Raw genomic sequence first — 16,154 nt, forward strand, 5'->3', positions numbered from 1 at the left:
GCCCGCGGCCCGGTCGTTCGGTGCCCGCCGCCACTGGGTGGCGGCGGCAAGAACGGGCGGACACGACCGGCCGACGACTCCCCCCATGTCGCCGTCGGCCGGTCGCGCCGTCCGTCCTTCCGTCAAACCGCCGGTCCGACAGCCGTCGGTCCGGCAGCCGTCGGTACGTCAGCCGTCGGTACGTCAGTCCGCCAGCGGCAGGTAGACGCGGCTGCCCGAGGCGGCGAACTCGGCGGACTTCTCCGCCATGCCCGCCTGGATCTCCTCGGCCTTCAGGTCACCGCCGTGCTCACGGCGGATGTCCTGGGAGATCTTCATGGAGCAGAACTTCGGACCGCACATCGAGCAGAAGTGCGCGGTCTTGGCGGGCTCGGCCGGGAGCGTCTCGTCGTGGAACTCACGGGCGGTGTCCGGGTCGAGGGCCAGGTTGAACTGGTCCTCCCACCGGAACTCGAACCGCGCGTCCGACAGGGCGTCGTCCCACTCCTGGGCGCCCGGGTGGCCCTTGGCCAGGTCGGCCGCGTGCGCGGCGATCTTGTACGTGATGACGCCGGTCTTCACGTCGTCCCGGTTCGGCAGGCCCAGGTGCTCCTTGGGCGTGACGTAGCAGAGCATCGCGGTGCCCCACCAGGCGATCATCGCGGCGCCGATGCCCGAGGTGATGTGGTCGTAGGCGGGCGCGACGTCCGTGGTCAGCGGGCCGAGCGTGTAGAACGGCGCCTCCTCGCAGATCTCCTGCTGGAGGTCGATGTTCTCCTTGATCTTGTGCATCGGGACGTGGCCCGGGCCCTCGATCATGGTCTGCACGTTGTGGCGCTTGGCGATCGTGTTCAGCTCGCCCAGCGTCTTCAGCTCGGCGAACTGCGCCGCGTCGTTGGCGTCCGCGATGGAGCCCGGACGCAGGCCGTCACCGAGGGAGTACGTGACGTCGTAGGTCGCGAGGATCTCGCAGAGCTCCTCGAAGTTCGTGTAGAGGAAGTTCTCCTTGTGGTGCGCGAGGCACCACGCGGCCATGATCGAGCCACCGCGCGAGACGATGCCGGTCTTGCGGCGGGCGGTCAGCGGCACGTACGGCAGGAGGACGCCGGCGTGGACCGTCATGTAGTCGACGCCCTGCTCGGCCTGCTCGATGACCGTGTCCTTGTAGATCTCCCAGGTCAGCTCCTCGGCACGGCCGTCGACCTTCTCCAGCGCCTGGTAGAGCGGCACGGTGCCGATCGGCACGGGGGAGTTGCGCAGGACCCACTCGCGCGTGGTGTGGATGTTGCGCCCGGTCGAGAGGTCCATGACCGTGTCGGCGCCCCACTTGGTCGCCCAGGTCATCTTGTCGACCTCCTCCTCGATGGAGGAGGTGACCGCGGAGTTGCCGATGTTGGCGTTGACCTTCACCAGGAACCGCTTGCCGATGATCATCGGCTCGATCTCGGGGTGGTTCACGTTCGCGGGCAGCACGGCGCGGCCTGCGGCGATCTCCTCGCGGACGACCTCGGGGGAGACGTTCTCGCGGATCGCGACGTACTCCATCTCCGGGGTGATCTCACCGCGGCGGGCGTACGCGAGCTGGGTGACGGCGGCGCCGCCGCGGCCCCGGCGGGGCAGGCGCGGCCGACCGGGGAAGACCGCGTCGAGGTTCTTGAGGCCACCGCGCGGCGAGGTGTGCTTGATGCCGTCGTCCTCGGGGCGCACGGGGCGTCCCGCGTACTCCTCGGTGTCACCGCGCCCGATGATCCAGTTCTCGCGCAGCGGCGCGAGCCCCCGGCGGACGTCGGTGTCGATCTGCGGATCGGTGTACGGACCGGACGTGTCGTAGAGCGTCACGTCCTTGCCGTTGGTGAGGTGGACCTGGCGGACCGGCACCCGGATGTCGGGGCGGGAGCCCGCCAGGTATCCCTTGTGCCAGCCGGGCTGGCGCTCGGTCTGGCCGTCGGTGTCCTGGCTGACGGCAGGCGTGCGTGCGTCCTGAATGGTCATGAGACCTGATCTCCCTACGCCGGCATTACCCGGTAACAGGTTCGGCGGTCGACGCAGCCTCTTCCCGTACGCATGTCCTGCGCGTACGGTGATCAGCGCCCTCTCAGCCCGGTGCTCCGAGCTCCCGCGTTGTGCAAAGGTGCCCCCACGCTAGCGTCATCTGTGGCGTGCTGAACAGTGGGCCCCCTCATCTCTTGCGATGATCAGCCGGTGACGTCCTCGCCGCAGCCCCCACACGAGCCCACAGATCCCCTGGGCCCCGCCGGCCACGAGCACGCCTCGCCGGGGCCGGCGGCCGGTTCCCACCACGGCCCTTCCCACGGTCATCCACACGACCCGTCCCACGGCCACGCGCCCGGCGGCCACGGCCACGGCCACCCACCCGCACCCGCACCCGGCGGTCACGGACACGGTCACGGCGGGCACGGCCACAGTCACGGCCACGGTCCGGCCGCGCCCGTATCCCTGCACCTGCGCAAGGTCATCGCCGCCGTACTGATCCCCTTCGCCGTCGCCGTCTTCGTCGGCATGGCCGTCCTCTGGCCCGGGGGCGCGCCGGCGCACGAGCGCACCGGGGTGGGCTTCGACCGCCAGACCCAGCAGGGCAAGGTCGTCGCTCTGGTGAGCGTCGACTGCAAATCCGTCAACGCCGCGCAGGTACCTCCAACCGGTGACACCTCCACACCCGAAGGGCGCGAGGCCGTGGCCTCGCAGACCGGCGACTGCAAGAAGGCCACCATCGAGGTCGGCACCGGGCCGGACAAGGGACGCGCCTTCTTCGAGATCGTCCAGCCGGGCGCGCCACGGCAGTTGGCGAACGGTCAGGAGGTGGTCGTCGCCTACGCCCCCAACGCGCCGCGCGACCTCCAGTACTCCGTGGTCGACCTGAACCGTAAGTTCCCGATGGCCCTGCTGGCCGGCATCTTCGCCGTCGCGGTCGTCGTCGTGGGTCGCATGCGCGGGCTGTTCGCCCTGATCGCGCTCGTGGTGAGCTTCGCGATCCTGACCCTCTTCATCCTCCCGGCGATCCTCCAGGGATCGAATCCCCTGCTGGTCGCGGTGGTCGGGGCCAGCGCGATCATGCTGATCGCCCTCTACATGTGCCACGGCCTGACGGCGCGCACCTCGGTGGCCGTGCTCGGCACCCTGGTCTCGCTGCTGTTGATCGGACTGCTGGGCTCGCTGTTCATCGACTGGGCGTTCCTCAGCGGCAACACGGACGACAACACCGGCCTGATCCACGGGCTGTACCCGAACATCGACATGAGCGGTTTGCTGCTCGCGGGCGTGATCATCGGTTCGCTCGGCGTGCTCGACGACGTGACCGTCACCCAGACCTCGGCCGTGTGGGAGCTGCACCAGGCCGACTCGGAGATGGGGCCCCGCGCCCTGTACCGGGCGGCCATCCGGATCGGCCGCGACCACATCGCCTCGGTGGTCAACACCCTGGTCCTGGCCTACGCGGGTGCCGCGCTGCCCCTGCTGCTGCTGTTCTCGATCGCGAACAGCAGCATGGGTTCGGTGGCCAACAGCGAGCTGGTCGCGGAGGAGATCGTACGGACCCTCGTGGGCTCGATCGGACTGGTCGCCTCGGTCCCGGTGACCACGGCCCTCGCCGCCCTGGTGGTGTCCGCGGACCGGCCGACGCCCACCGGATCGGCGTCGACCGGATCGGCGTCCGCCGGTTCCGCGTCCGCCCCCTCCCGGGCCGCCGCCCGGGCCGGCCGGGGACGGGGACGGCGCCGCAAGCGCTGACGGGCCGGGGCGACGGGCACTGCCGCCCGCCGCCCCGGCCCGCCGGCCGATCCGAACCGCCCCGCGGCTCAGCCCGCGTTCTGCTCGTTCTGCCGCGCCTCGGCGAGGATCCTGTCCAGTTCCTCGTCGAGGCTCTCCTCGAAGTCACCGAGAGTGCGCTCCTGACCGAGCGGAACGAGCCGGTCGGTCCGGTCGAGGAAGGCGACGAGAGGTGCCGCGCCGGCGCGGAACAGCGCCCGCTCCCCCGCGACCTGAAGTCGGATGTGCACGTCCGACAGCTCCTCCGGGTGGGTGGGAGAGATGCGCACGTCACCGTCACCGCAGGGCTTGTTGATCCCGTCGAGCAGCAGCTCCCGGCCGAACGCCCAGGTCACGGGCGCGTCTCCGGGCAGGTGGAAGGTCAGGCGCACCGCGTAGGGATCACACGCCTCGTACCGAAGCTCCACCGGAATCCGAAACGAGAGCTCCTCAGAGACGAGGAAGCTCATCATGACCTCTGCCTGTACCGACTCGCGCATTGCCTACCCCGCTGTTGTGGAAGTGGCCAGGAATGATCCCTAAAGACCCTCTTGACAAGAGTGGTGGAAGGGCAGGTAGATCACAAGGAGTGAGTTTTCAGATACTGATAGAGAAGGAGAGGCTGCTCAGCAGCGCGCCTACTTCACTCCGGAGTCGATCGACTACCGAGAGCAACCGAGCTTCCTGGTGCGAGGGGAGAGAAATGGCCATCGTCGCGGCCGTGTCACCGGCGGTGATGGGGATGGCCGCGCACACCGTGCCCAGCGTGTACTCCTGACGCTCGATCACGGGCTGCATCCGCTCCAGGGACCCGATGCGTTCCTCCAGGGCGCGCAGGTCGCGCACGGTGTGGGGGGTGACGCTCTGCACCGGGTGCCGGGCGTAGTGGTCCCTGCGCGTCTTCTCGTCGAGCTGCCCCAGCAGGCACTGACCGATGGCGTGCGCGTGTCCGGTCGCGCGGAAGTCGGCCCATTCCTCGCAGGCGGGGTGGGCCGGGGTGTCCGAGACGCCCACGACCTCGATCTCGCCCTCGCGGTAGACCGCGAAGTAGACCGGGGCCCCGACCGCGTCGCGGAAGTGCGCGAGGGAGTCGAGGATCATGCTGCGACGTTTCTGCTGAAGTCCACCGACCGCCAGCCGACCGGCCGCGTCGCCGAGGACGAAGACTCCGCTCACCTTGCGCAGATACCCCTCGTGGGTGAGGGTCCGCAGCAGGTGGTACGCGGTGGGGAGCGGGAGCCCGGCCTCGCGCGCCAGTTGTTTCGCCGGGGCTCCCCCGCTATGGGAGCCCGCCGCTTCGAGCAGTCTCAGCGCCCGCTGCACCGAACCGATGAGGGTCGGCACTCCGGCGTTGTGGACGGAAGACAATGCTCACCCCCGGGCCTGGCCGCGGACGCCGGGGCCCGCGCCGCGGGGGCCGCCCCCGCGCGTGTCGTTCCCGGGGTCGTGCTCGGCGGCCGACGTCACCGCCTGTTCCAAGCGGAGGTGTTGGCTGTCGGTGCCCGGGTGACCACACGAGTTGGCACTGTATCCATCGGCTCCCGACGCGCGAGGGGTTTGGGGCCCCACGTTCCCCCGCCTGGGTCAATCACCGTCACACGGGACGCGCGGGGCCTACCACTCACCGGCGGAGGACTTGGAGGCGTCGCCGCGGAACTTCTTGACCAGGAAGATCAGTCCGGCGACCAGACCCGCGAACAGCAGCACCTTGAAGACGATCGAGATCAGCGCACCGAGGATGCTCGTGATCACACCGCCGAAGACGAAGAGCGCCAGCAGCGGCACCGCGATCCACTTCACCCACCAGGGCATACCCGCGAACAGCGCCCGGATCCCGTCCATGTCCCTACCTCTTCCTCGTCCGTGACTTCCTGCTGAAATGCTAGGAGCCCACGGCCGCGCACGGGGGCCCGAGAGCCCCCGGAACCCCCTGATCCGCCCCCTAGGGGGTTCGGGGTCGCGACCCTCAGGCCTCGGGCGGCGAGAACACCACCATCACCTTCAGCGGCTCGGTGATGTGGTGGAACCGGTGCGGCACCCCGGCCGGCACGTACACGACGCTGCCGTTCGCGACCATCGTCGTCTCCTCCCCGACGGTGATCGCGGCGCGACCGCTCACCACGAAGTACACCTCGTCCTGGCGGTGCGGCTGCTGCGGGTCGAGTTGGCCGGCGTCGAGCGCGTACAGCCCCACCGACATGTGCCGCTCCTTCAGGAACTGCAGGTAGGCGCCGTCGTTGGCCGCCCGCTCCCTTTCGAGCTCGTCCAGCCGGAAGGCCTTCATCGTCGTTCTGCCCCTTGCCCTTGCTCGGTGGTGCCGTGGGATCCGCTGATGTGCCGATGTCCCACCGGGATCTTCTCTGCCACGATCAGACACATGACGAATTTCGTAGTCAAGACGCTGGCCAACGCGGCCGCCCTGGCGGTCGCCGTCTGGCTGCTGTCGGGCATCACGCTCGACGACGGCAGCGGCACCGGCCGCCGCGCGCTCACCCTCATCCTGGTCGCGCTCGTGTTCGGCCTGGTGAACCTGATCGTCAAGCCCGTGGTGAAGCTGCTCTCGCTGCCGCTGTTCATCCTGACCCTCGGCCTGTTCACCCTCGTCGTGAACGCCCTGATGCTGCTGCTGACCTCGTGGCTGGCCAAGCAGTTCGACCTCAGCTTCCACGTCGACGGCTTCTGGACGGCCGTCCTCGGCGGCCTGATCATCTCCATCGTCTCGTGGGCCGTGAACATGGTCCTCCCCGACAAGAACTGAGCGACGCACCGTGGACCACCTCTCCGACCGGCGACCGTACGGCGACGGGACCAGGGCCGTCCGTGCGGGCCTGCCGGAACCCGTCAAGAACGAACCGACCCTGCCGGGACCGGTCTTCGCCGCCCACTTCCACCTCCCCGGCGACGTCAGCGGCCCGTACACCTACGGGCGCGACACGAACCCCACCTGGACCCTGCTGGAACGTGCCATCGGGGAACTGGAGGCACCGGGGCGCCCGGACGTGGACACGGTCGTCTTCGCCTCCGGCATGGCGGCGATCTCCGCCGTCCTGCTCTCCCAGGCGCGCACGGGCGACACCGTCGTCCTGCCCGACGACGGCTACCAGGCCCTGCCCCTGCTCCGGGAACAGCTGGAGGCGTACGGGATCCACGTCCGCACCGCGCCGACCGGCGAGGAGGCCCAGCTGGAGGTCCTCGACGGGGCGCGGCTGCTGTGGATCGAGACCCCCTCCAACCCGGGCCTGGACGTGTGCGACGTACGGCGCCTCGTGGCGGCCGCGCACGCCGGCGGCACCCTGGTCGCCGTCGACAACACCCTCGCCACGCCACTCGGACAGCGACCGCTGGAACTCGGGGCGGACTTCTCCGTCGCCAGCGGCACCAAGGGGCTGACCGGCCACGGGGACCTGCTCCTCGGCTACGTGGTGTGCCGCGACGCGGAGCTCGCCGCGGGCATCCGACGCTGGCGCAAGATCATCGGAGCCATTCCGGGCCCGATGGAGGCCTGGCTCGCACACCGCTCCCTGGCCACCATCGACCTGCGCACCCGACGCCAGTGGGACAACGCGCTGGCCGTGGCGGAGGCCCTGCTCGACCGCGCCGAGGTCACCGACCTGCGCTACCCGGGCCTGCCCTCTGACCCGTCCCACAAGACGGCCGCCCGGCAGATGAGCGGATTCGGCTCGGTGGTCTCCTTCACCCTGCCGGACCGCGAACACGCGGAACGCTTCATGGCGGCCCTGCGGCTGGTCGAGGACGCCACGAGCTTCGGCGGAGTACGGTCCACCGCGGAGCGGCGCCGGCGCTGGGGCGGAGACGCCGTCCCGGAGGGCTTCATCCGCTTCTCGGCGGGCGCCGAGGACCCCGCGGACCTCGTCGCCGACGTGCTGCGGGCCCTGGACAGCGCTGGTCCGGGGGCCTGAACCGGACAGGGAAAGGCGGTCCGAGCCTCCCCCCTGGTGGCTCGGACCGCCCGGTTCCCCTCGCGCAAGAACCTCGTCGACAAGGCTAGTTGACCGTGCGTCAGAGTCCAATCACGGTAACGACAGGGGCCTATCGGCATATTTATAGTTGAAGGCCCCCACCGAGAGGGGCCGAAAAATGGACCTGGCCCTGCTGCGCACTTTCGTCGCCGTGCACCGGGCGGGCTCGTTCACCCGGGCCGCCACACTCCTCGGGCTGTCCCAGCCCGCCGTCACCTCCCAGATCCGCACGCTCGAACGCCAAATGGGCCGGCCCCTGTTCCACCGCCGGGCCCGAGGGGTCACCCCCACCGCCGTGGGGGACGAGCTGGCCCACAAGGCCGCGCCGCACCTCGACGCCCTGCTGCGGATCGCCGAGACCGAGCGGGAGGTCGCCGGCGCCCTGCGGACCCTGCACCTCGCCGGCCCGCCGGAGTTCCTGTCGCTGCGGGTGCTGCCCGCCCTCGCCCCCCTCGTCGGCCAGGGCCAGACCCTGCGCACCGCCTTCACCTCCGACGCGGAGCAGGCCCTGGACGGGCTGGCCGCCGGGCAGCACGACCTGGTCGTCACCACCTCCCGGCCCCGCGGCGGCCTGTTCTCCGCGAGCCCCCTGTGCGACGAGGACCAGGTCCTGGTGGCCGCGCCGTACTGGGCCGCCCTGGTCGATCGGGCGGAGCTGCGCGACAAGGGACCCCTCGCCCTCGACGGGATCCCCGTCGTCGAGGTCCACGAGAGCCTGCCCCTCGTCACCCGCTACTGGGGCTCCGTCTTCGACCGCGTGCCCGAGTGCGCGGCCACCGTCGTCGCCCCCGACCTGCGGGCCGTCCTGGAGTGCGTGCGGGCCGGCGCCGGCCTCGCCGTACTGCCGCGCTACCTGTGCGGGGACGATCTCGCGGCGGGCCGGATCGTGGCCCTGCTGGATCCCGACGTGCCCCCGCTGCGCACCTGGTTCCTCGCCGTCCGCGCCGGCAGCCTCGGTCTGGCACACCTCGCGCGGGCCCACGACCGCCTGCTGCGCGCCGCCGTGCGCTGGTGACGGCCGCGGTTTCGGCCTCGTGGCGCGTTTCAGAAGGGGAGCCGCGGGCCACTCTTCTCCCATGACCGAACGACCGGTGGTCAAACGCACCGCCCGCGCGATCCTGCTCGACGGCGACGACCTGATCCTCATCAAGCGCACCAAGCCCGGCGTCGATCCGTACTGGCTCACTCCCGGCGGGGGAGTGGAGCCCTCGGACGCCACCGTCGTCGACGCCCTGCACCGGGAGATCCACGAGGAACTCGGCGCCAAGATCACCGACGTGGTGCCCTGCTTCGTGGACACGGTCGAGCACATCGCCTCCGGTGGGGTCACCGGTGTGAAGGTGCAGCACTTCTTCGTCTGCCACCTCGCCTCGATGGACCCCTCCCTGCGCCACGGCCCGGAGGTCGACGAGCCCGAGGGCGAGTACGAGATCGTCCGCGTGCCCTTCAGCCGCGTCGGCATCGCCGCGGTCCACCTCGTCCCGCTCTCCCTGCGCCACTACCTCGACGGGAACATCGAGGGAGTGCGCGCCATGCACGCCCCGGACCTGGGCTGAGTCGGACGGGGAGCGGGCGGGCGGAGGGCCGAGTCCGGCGGGCAGAGGGCGGCAGGCCGGCGGGCCGGTCTCAGCCGGCCACGCCCGCCAGCTCCTCGACCTCGTCGTGGCGGATCCGCTCGCCGGGGATCCCGATCCGCTTCAACGCGTCGACCCCGCTGCGGATCATCGCGGGAGGCCCCGAGATGAAGGCGTCGTACGAGCTCCAGGGCCCGTGTTCCCCCACGGCCTGCGGCAGCTGGCCCGCCAGCCCCTCGCCCACCACCGGGCGCACCGACAGCCACGGGTGGGAGCGCTGGAGCCCGAGCAGGGTGTCCTTGTCGTAGAGGTCGCTGTCACTGCGCGCCCCGAAGAAGACCTCCATCCGGCGCCGCTCGCCGTGCTCGGCCACGTCCTCGATCAGGGCCTTGATCGGGGCGATCCCCGTCCCGCCGCCCAGGCACAGCATGCCGTTGTCCGTGCTGTGGTCCACCACCATCGACCCGGCGGGCGGGCCCAGCCTCAGGACGTCCCCCGGTCGGGCGTGGCGCACGAGGGCGTTGGACACCCAGCCCGCCGGGACCGCCTTGACGTGGAAGGACAGCAGGCCGTCCGCGCGCGGCGCCGAGGCGAAGGAGTAGTGCCGCCAGACCCGGGGCCACCACGGGGTCTCCAGGCTCGTGTACTGGCCCGCGAGGAAGGGGTAGGGCTGGTCGGGCCGTACGGTGACCACCGCGATGTCGGGGGTGCGCAGCTCGTGGGAGACCACCTCCGCGTGCCACCAGGCCGGCGCCTTCACCTCGTCCTCGGCGGCGGCGTCGATCATGATCTGGGAGATGGCGGTGTACGCCCGCACCCACGCCGCCTGCGTCTCCGGCCCCCAGCTGAACTCCGAGTAGCGGCTCAGCGCACCGATCAGCGCCTCGCCCACGGCCGGGTAGTGCGCCGCCATGGTCCCGTACTTGCGGTGGCCGGTGCCCAGCCGGCGCAGGTACGGGGTGAGGACCTCGGGGTCGTCGATGTGTTCGGCGGCCGTCAGCAGCGCCTTGAGCAGCCGGTCGCGCTGCACGTCCATGGCCGCGGGGAACAGCCCCCGCACGTCGGGGTGGCCCGTGAAGACCAGGGCGTAGAAGTAGGAGGTGACCTTGTCGGCGACCGGTGCGATCTCCGCGAGCGTCCGGCGGATGAGCACGGCGTCCGGGGAGGGCTCCTTCGCGTCCTCGGAGGGTATCCGGCCCGTCGGTCTTGCCGCTCTGGTGGGCGGAGCGTCCATGTGGTGCCTCGCTTCGAGCATCTCGGTCGGGTCTGCACACGCCACGGCCTCGAATCCGAGGTTCCGGATTTCACAGCGTGCCGGCCGACCGGGGGCCCGGCGGGGGAATGGGGAAAATCCGCGTTTCGAACCCCCCTTCCCCTTAAGATGCGTCGACTTCCGGGCGTGCCGCGCCCACGAGCTGGTATGCCTCGCGCAGGTCACGGCCCTGATAGACGTGCGTCGCCCGCTCCGCCAGATACGGTCGGGCGTTCACCGCCACCGATCGCGGAACCGCCTCGAAGAGGACAGCATCGGTCATCGAGTCCCCGTACGCGACACAGTCGACGCGCCCCACCCCGAACCGCTCGCAGAGCCGGTCCGCGACGTCCACCTTGGCCTCGGGCGTCAGGATCCCGGCCGCTTCGACGGGCCGGGTGAAGGGCACCTCCGGGAACACCGAGCCGTGCGCGGCGTGGGCCCCCCACTCCAGCAGCAGCTCGACGAAGAAGGACGGGGACAGGGAGATCACGGCGCAGTAGTCGCCGCGCTCGCGGATCTCCGTCCAGACGTCCCGGATGCCAGCCAGCCAGGGGGATCCGTCGAAGGCCGCCCGCACGTGGTCCGGCGTCAGCTCCGACCACAGTTCGCGGGCGGCCATCGAGAACTGGTGCGGTCCGATCTCGCGCGCGGCGAAGGCCCGCTCCAACTTCGCGATCTCCTCGCCCACGCCCAGCTGCCGGGAGATCTCCACCGGCGCCGCCGAGCCGTACATGAGGGTTCCGTCGAGATCGAAGAGGTGCAGGAGCGTCATAGCTGTCGAGGCTAGCCGCTGTGTTTCACGTGAAACAGCGCGTTTCACGTGAAACACCCCCGGTTCGCTGTGAAACGGGGGCCCTGTTTCACGTGAAACATCGCCCCCTCGGTCTCCCAAATCCTCTGGACGCGCCCTGATCGATGATCCAGTCTGGGCCGGTGACACCATCACCGCTGACCGACCTGCCCATTCGCGCGCTGAGGTTGGACGACCTCCTTCCCTGCGCCGACCTGTCCGAGGATCGTGGCTGGCCACGCGAGGAGAACAGGTGGGGACTGCTGCTCGCCGCCGGGGACGGCTACGGGATCGACGCCCCCGACGGCCAGGGGCTCGCGGCCGTCTGTGTCGTCACCCGTTACGGGGATCACCGGGGCAAGCCCGACCTCGCCGCCATCGGGATGGTCCTCGTCGCCGACCGATACGCCCGCAAGGGGCTGGGGCGCCGTCTGATGACCCACGTGTGCGACGAGGTGCTCGCCGGCATCCCGCTCACCCTGCACGCCACCCCCTTCGGCCGACCGCTCTACGAGCAGCTCGGCTTCGATACCACGGGACGCGTGGAGATGGTCCGGGGCCACTTCCACCCCGCCCCCGAGGAGCCCACCACCCCCGACGCCGCCGTCGGCGCCGCTCCCGTCTCCGCTGCGGCCGCCGCCCCGGTCTCCGTACGGGCCGCCACCGCCGAGGACCTCACCGGGATCATCCGGCTGGACACCGAGGTGTTCGGCACCGACCGGACCCACATGATCACGCGCATGCCCGCCTACGCGGACCGCCTGCTGGTGGCCGAGGACCCCTCCGGCACTCTCGTCGGGTACGCGTCCGTCTGGCCCAGCATGGACACGCACATCGTCGGCCCGCTGATCGCCCGGGACGACGCGACGGCCCGCGCCCTGGTGACCGAGGCCGCCGCCGGCACCGAACGCCCCCTGCGCACCGACGTCGACGTACGCCACGAGGAGCTCCTCGCGTGGCTGAAGGAGCGCGGCCTCGCCTCGCTGACCTTCAACGACGTCATGGTCCGCGACGTACCCGGACTTCCCGGCGACTGGACCCGGCGCTGGGCGCCCTTCACCCTGGCCACCGGCTGACCCGGCCGGCCGTCCTCGCCACGTCCCACCGCGTCCCCTCGGGGACGGATCGAACAGACAAGGACCACCGCACCGTGACCCGTTCCACCGACCTCGACATCCGTCCCGCCACCGAGGCCGACCTGCCGGAGATCGTCGCGATGCTCGCCGACGACCCGCTGGGCGCCGGCCGCGAGTCCCCGGACGACCTCGCCCCGTACCGCGCGGCCCTCAAGCGCCTGACGGACGACCCCCACCAGCACGTGGTGGTCGCCGTCCGCGACGGACGCGTCGTCGGCACCCTCCAGCTGACGTTCGTCCCCGGGCTGTCCCGCAAGGGCGCCACCCGCTCCATCATCGAGGGGGTACGGGTCCACGCGGACGAACGCGGCAGCGGCCTGGGCACCCGCTTCATCGAGTGGGCCGTCGAGCGGTCCCGCCAGGAGAACTGCTCGCTCGTGCAGCTCACCTCCGACGCCAGCCGCACCGATGCCCACCGCTTCTACGAGCGGCTCGGCTTCACCGCCTCGCACGTCGGGTTCAAGCTCCAGCTCTGAGGTCAGCCGATGCCCCGCCAGCCCCGCGGGTCGACTCCGCCGGGCACCGGGGCGCCCTCGTCGTAGGGCTCGCGGGTGAAGACGAACGAGCCGAGGTCCAGGTGGCTCACGGTGCCGTCGCCACGCCGGACGGCGCGCAGCGTCTCACCCGCGTAGTAACCCGTCAGGCCCGTCCACGTGCCGTCGTCCTCGGCGCGGAAGCGGGCCGTGCGGCCGACCGCCCCCGCCGGGCCGAGTTCCAGGGAACCGTCCGACCGCAGGCGCAGCACCTGGGCCGCTGTGCCCCAGTACCAGGTTCCGCACAGCTCCAGCGGCACGCGGGCGTCCTCGGTGAACGGGCGCCAGGGTTCGGGGAAGCGCGGCTCCGCGTCGGCGACGATCCCGATGAGGTCCGCCGCCACCGTGCCGGTCGGCACCCCGGAGGTGCAGTTCGCCAGGACCACCGCCGCCAGATCGTCGGCCTCGCTCATCCACAGCCCGGCCACGAACCCGGGCAGGGATCCGCTGTGCCCGACGAGGCGCCGCCCCGCGGCCTCGGAGAGCTGGAGGCCCAATCCGTAGCCGAGGTCGGCGAACCCGGGCTCGCCCGGCGCGGAGGGGGCGCGCATCTCCCGTACGCTCGCGGCGCTCAGCACCCGCTCGTCCCCGCGTGCCAGGAAGACCGCGAAGCGCGCCAGGTCGGTGGTCGTGGACCACAACTGCCCTGCGGGGGCCATCAGTCCGAGGTCCTCGGCGGGCTCCGGCATCATCACGTCCGCCCACGGGTGCACGGCCCAGCCCCCGGCGTGCGGCGCCCGCGGCAGGCCGCTCGTGCGGTGCAGGCCCAGCGGTTCCAGCACCTCGGCGCGCAGCACCTCCTCCCAGGGCCGGCCGCGCAGGGCCTCGACGAGCGAACCCAGCAGCGTGTAGCCGGGGTTGGAGTAGTGGAACCTGCGTCCCGGGGCGTGCCTGAACGGCTCCTCGCCCAGCACCTCGGCGAGCGTCGGCCGCAGCTCCGCGGACGAGCGCTCCCACCACTGCCCGGGGGTCTCGGCGGCCAACCCTGCGGTGTGCGCGAGCAGTTGGGCGATGGTCACCTCGTCCGCGCCGCTCCCGGGAAGGTGCTTGCCCAGGGGATCGGAGAGGTCCAGCAGGCCCTCGTCACGCAGTCGCATGACCAGAACGGCCGTGAACGTCTTGGTGATCGAGCCGATGCGGTACTGGACGTCGCCGTCCGGCCCGTGGCCCTCGACCGAGGTGCGGGAGCCCTCCCAGACCACCCGCCCGCCCCGCACGACGGCCGCCACCAGGGAGGGGGCGCGCCCCTCGCTCTGCGCGACGGCGATCCGGTGACGCAGCGCGCGCCGGGTGGAGGGGAGCGGTTCGAGGTCTTCGGAAAGGGCGTCCATGCCCGGATGCTACGTGTTGGCCATGTCCACGAACCGCGAATAATGCCCCTGGAAGGCCACGGTGATGGTCGCGGTGGGACCGTTTCGGTGCTTGGCGACGATCAGGTCGGCCTCGCCCGCGCGCGGGGACTCCTTCTCGTAGGCGTCCTCTCGGTGCAGCAGGATCACCATGTCGGCGTCCTGCTCGATGGAACCGGATTCACGCAGGTCGGAGACCATCGGCTTCTTGTCGGTGCGCTGTTCGGGGCCACGGTTCAGCTGGGAGAGCGCGATCACCGGGACCTCCAGCTCCTTGGCCAGCAGCTTGAGGTTTCGGGACATGTCCGAGACTTCCTGCTGGCGGCTCTCGGGCCGGCGCGAGCCGCCGGACTGCATCAGCTGGAGGTAGTCGATGACGACGAGCGACAGGTCGTTGCGCTGCTTGAGGCGCCGGCACTTGGCCCGGATCTCCATCATCGACAGGTTCGGCGAGTCGTCGATGTAGAGGGGGGCGGCCGACACGTCGGGCATGCGGCGGGCGAGCCGGGTCCAGTCGTCGTCGGTCATGGTGCCCGAACGCATGTGGTGCAGGGCCACGCGGGCCTCCGCCGAAAGGAGGCGCATCGCGATCTCGTTGCGGCCCATTTCGAGGGAGAAGATCACGCTCGGCAGGTTGCTCTTGATGGAGCAGGCACGCGCGAAGTCCAGCGCGAGCGTCGACTTGCCCATGGCGGGACGCGCGGCGATGACGATCATCTGGCCGGGGTGCAGGCCGTTGGTCAGCGAGTCGAGGTCCGTGAACCCGGTGGGGACGCCCGACATCTGCCCGCTGCGCGAGCCGATCGCCTCGATCTCGTCGAGCGCGCCCTCCATGATGTCGCCGAGCGGCAGGTAGTCCTCGGAGGTCCGCTGCTCGGTGACGGCGTAGATCTCGGCCTGGGCGCTGTTGACGATCTCGTCGACGTCACCGTCCGCCGCGTAGCCCATCTGCGTGATCTTCGTACCGGCGGCGACCAGGCGGCGCAGGACGGCACGCTCGTGGACGATCTCCGCGTAGTACTCGGCGTTGGCCGCCGTGGGGACGGACTGCACGAGGGTGTGCAGGTACGAGGCCCCGCCGACCTTGGAGATCTCGCCGCGCCGGGTCAGCTCCGCGCCGACGGTGATCGGGTCGGCGGGCTCTCCCTTGGCGTACAGGTCGAGGATGGCCTGGTAGATCGTCTCGTGGGAGGGCCGGTAGAAGTCGTGGCCCTTGAGGACCTCGACGACGTCGGCGATCGCGTCCTTGGAGAGCAGCATGCCACCGAGGACCGACTGCTCGGCGTCGAGGTCCTGCGGGGGTACCCGCTCGAAGCCGCCGCCACCACCGTCCCAGGAGCCGCCCTCGCGGCCCTGGTCGTCCTGGTCGTCACGACGGCCGCGGCCCTCGCCGTTCCGGCGCGGACGGGCGGGCAGACGGTCACTGGGACCGCTGTCGGCCCAGGGGTCGTCCATGGGCTCGGGCATGCTCACCGGGCCACCTCCTCCCGTCCGCAACGCGGACCTCGCCGTGTCACTCTTTCTACGACACGGCTCTGACATTCGGGGCGCCCGGAACGGCTGTCGGCGCGTCGGGCAACGCCCAACGGTAGGGCCGCGAGCGGCGTCAGCCAATCTTGTTATCCACAGGCTGTGTGGATGAGATGTGGACGACGGTCCCAATGCTGTGGGTAACTCGCCCGAAGCTGTGCACGGACCGGGGGACGGCGCTGTGGACAAAATCACCCGGCCTACCCCTGCACCCTATCTGACCTGCGCTTTCGGCACCCTCGGGCTGTGCAGGAGAAAAATCT

16 protein-coding genes and 1 riboswitch are annotated in these 16,154 nt (G+C 70.9%); of the genes, 7 read left to right on the forward strand and 9 right to left on the reverse strand.

What is annotated here, in order from left to right:
• Positions 1–183 precede the first annotated feature (183 nt).
• The gene (thiC, locus tag AB0D01_RS04420) at positions 184–1,971 is read right to left on the reverse strand and encodes a phosphomethylpyrimidine synthase ThiC (protein ID WP_363053504.1); all 1,788 of its coding nucleotides are present in this window, start codon (positions 1,969–1,971) and stop codon (positions 184–186) included.
• Positions 1,966–2,109: riboswitch (TPP riboswitch) on the reverse strand. Its footprint overlaps the gene before it by 6 nt.
• A gap of 72 nt (positions 2,110–2,181) precedes the next feature.
• Here thiC and AB0D01_RS04425 point away from each other — a divergent pair.
• A complete protein-coding gene (locus tag AB0D01_RS04425) occupies positions 2,182–3,726 on the forward strand; it encodes a YibE/F family protein (protein ID WP_363053505.1) in 1,545 nt (514 codons plus the stop codon).
• A gap of 68 nt (positions 3,727–3,794) precedes the next feature.
• Here AB0D01_RS04425 and AB0D01_RS04430 read toward each other — a convergent pair whose 3' ends face one another.
• The 4 genes from AB0D01_RS04430 to AB0D01_RS04445 all read right to left on the reverse strand — a co-directional run bounded on the left by AB0D01_RS04430 (position 3,795) and on the right by AB0D01_RS04445 (position 6,028).
• Positions 3,795–4,244 carry an SsgA family sporulation/cell division regulator gene (locus tag AB0D01_RS04430; protein WP_363053506.1) on the reverse strand — a complete coding sequence of 150 codons (450 nt, stop codon included), beginning with the start codon at positions 4,242–4,244 and terminating at the stop codon, positions 3,795–3,797.
• Positions 4,245–4,341: 97 nt separating this feature from the next.
• Positions 4,342–5,088, reverse strand: a complete 747-nt coding sequence (locus tag AB0D01_RS04435) for a helix-turn-helix domain-containing protein (protein WP_363053507.1) — start codon at positions 5,086–5,088, stop codon at positions 4,342–4,344.
• 270 nt (positions 5,089–5,358) lie between these two features.
• A complete protein-coding gene (locus tag AB0D01_RS04440) occupies positions 5,359–5,586 on the reverse strand; it encodes a DUF5326 family protein (protein WP_363053508.1) in 228 nt (75 codons plus the stop codon).
• Between the two features lie 124 nt (positions 5,587–5,710).
• Positions 5,711–6,028 carry a cupin domain-containing protein gene (locus AB0D01_RS04445; RefSeq protein ID WP_363053509.1) on the reverse strand — a complete coding sequence of 106 codons (318 nt, stop codon included), beginning with the start codon at positions 6,026–6,028 and terminating at the stop codon, positions 5,711–5,713.
• A gap of 93 nt (positions 6,029–6,121) precedes the next feature.
• On the opposite strand from AB0D01_RS04445, the gene AB0D01_RS04450 reads away from it, so the two are divergent.
• The 4 genes from AB0D01_RS04450 (at position 6,122) to AB0D01_RS04465 (ending at position 9,280) form a co-directional block, all read left to right on the forward strand.
• Positions 6,122–6,502, forward strand: coding sequence for a phage holin family protein (locus tag AB0D01_RS04450; RefSeq protein WP_363053510.1), 381 nt, complete (start codon positions 6,122–6,124; stop codon positions 6,500–6,502).
• A 10-nt stretch (positions 6,503–6,512) separates the two neighbouring features.
• Positions 6,513–7,664: a cystathionine gamma-lyase gene (locus AB0D01_RS04455; RefSeq protein ID WP_363053511.1), complete on the forward strand. Its 1,152-nt coding sequence runs from the start codon at positions 6,513–6,515 to the stop codon at positions 7,662–7,664.
• 178 nt (positions 7,665–7,842) lie between these two features.
• Positions 7,843–8,739 (forward strand): LysR family transcriptional regulator, encoded by an 897-nt coding sequence (locus tag AB0D01_RS04460; RefSeq protein ID WP_363053512.1) that lies wholly within the window; start codon positions 7,843–7,845, stop codon positions 8,737–8,739.
• 61 nt (positions 8,740–8,800) lie between these two features.
• Positions 8,801–9,280: an NUDIX hydrolase gene (locus AB0D01_RS04465; protein ID WP_363053513.1), complete on the forward strand. Its 480-nt coding sequence runs from the start codon at positions 8,801–8,803 to the stop codon at positions 9,278–9,280.
• Between the two features lie 70 nt (positions 9,281–9,350).
• Here the strand turns inward: AB0D01_RS04465 and AB0D01_RS04470 are convergent, their stop codons facing one another.
• Positions 9,351–10,772, reverse strand: a complete 1,422-nt coding sequence (locus AB0D01_RS04470) for a globin domain-containing protein (RefSeq protein ID WP_363053733.1) — start codon at positions 10,770–10,772, stop codon at positions 9,351–9,353.
• Entirely contained in the window at positions 10,675–11,325 is a 651-nt protein-coding gene (locus tag AB0D01_RS04475; RefSeq protein ID WP_363053514.1) for an HAD-IB family phosphatase, read from the reverse strand. Before AB0D01_RS04475 ends, AB0D01_RS04470 begins: the two co-directional genes overlap by 98 nt.
• Positions 11,326–11,468: 143 nt before the next feature.
• Here AB0D01_RS04475 and AB0D01_RS04480 point away from each other — a divergent pair, with 143 nt between their 5' ends.
• A complete protein-coding gene (locus tag AB0D01_RS04480; RefSeq protein WP_363053515.1) occupies positions 11,469–12,419 on the forward strand; it encodes a GNAT family N-acetyltransferase in 951 nt (316 codons plus the stop codon).
• Positions 12,420–12,493: 74 nt separating this feature from the next.
• Positions 12,494–12,955, forward strand: coding sequence for a GNAT family N-acetyltransferase (locus AB0D01_RS04485; protein WP_363053516.1), 462 nt, complete (start codon positions 12,494–12,496; stop codon positions 12,953–12,955).
• A gap of 2 nt (positions 12,956–12,957) precedes the next feature.
• Here AB0D01_RS04485 and AB0D01_RS04490 read toward each other — a convergent pair whose 3' ends face one another.
• Both AB0D01_RS04490 and dnaB read right to left on the reverse strand, forming a co-directional pair.
• The gene (locus AB0D01_RS04490) at positions 12,958–14,343 is read right to left on the reverse strand and encodes a serine hydrolase domain-containing protein (protein WP_363053517.1); all 1,386 of its coding nucleotides are present in this window, start codon (positions 14,341–14,343) and stop codon (positions 12,958–12,960) included.
• A 9-nt stretch (positions 14,344–14,352) separates the two neighbouring features.
• Positions 14,353–15,816: a replicative DNA helicase gene (dnaB, locus tag AB0D01_RS04495; RefSeq protein WP_363053734.1), complete on the reverse strand. Its 1,464-nt coding sequence runs from the start codon at positions 15,814–15,816 to the stop codon at positions 14,353–14,355.
• Positions 15,817–16,154: the final 338 nt, after the last annotated feature.

This window comes from Streptomyces sp. NPDC048606 (assembly GCF_040650855.1).
GTDB lineage: Bacteria > Actinomycetota > Actinomycetes > Streptomycetales > Streptomycetaceae > Streptomyces.

Coding starts and splice junctions, on each gene's coding strand:
- AB0D01_RS04480 (WP_363053515.1), top strand. CDS start 11,469: ATGATCCAGTCTGGGCCGGTGACACCATCACCGCTGACCGACCTGCCC.
- AB0D01_RS04490 (WP_363053517.1), bottom strand. CDS start 14,343: ATGGACGCCCTTTCCGAAGACCTCGAACCGCTCCCCTCCACCCGGCGC.
- AB0D01_RS04440 (WP_363053508.1), bottom strand. CDS start 5,586: ATGGACGGGATCCGGGCGCTGTTCGCGGGTATGCCCTGGTGGGTGAAG.
- AB0D01_RS04445 (WP_363053509.1), bottom strand. CDS start 6,028: ATGAAGGCCTTCCGGCTGGACGAGCTCGAAAGGGAGCGGGCGGCCAAC.
- thiC (WP_363053504.1), bottom strand. CDS start 1,971: ATGACCATTCAGGACGCACGCACGCCTGCCGTCAGCCAGGACACCGAC.
- dnaB (WP_363053734.1), bottom strand. CDS start 15,816: ATGGACGACCCCTGGGCCGACAGCGGTCCCAGTGACCGTCTGCCCGCC.
- AB0D01_RS04465 (WP_363053513.1), top strand. CDS start 8,801: ATGACCGAACGACCGGTGGTCAAACGCACCGCCCGCGCGATCCTGCTC.
- AB0D01_RS04460 (WP_363053512.1), top strand. CDS start 7,843: ATGGACCTGGCCCTGCTGCGCACTTTCGTCGCCGTGCACCGGGCGGGC.
- AB0D01_RS04430 (WP_363053506.1), bottom strand. CDS start 4,244: ATGCGCGAGTCGGTACAGGCAGAGGTCATGATGAGCTTCCTCGTCTCT.
- AB0D01_RS04475 (WP_363053514.1), bottom strand. CDS start 11,325: ATGACGCTCCTGCACCTCTTCGATCTCGACGGAACCCTCATGTACGGC.
- AB0D01_RS04450 (WP_363053510.1), top strand. CDS start 6,122: ATGACGAATTTCGTAGTCAAGACGCTGGCCAACGCGGCCGCCCTGGCG.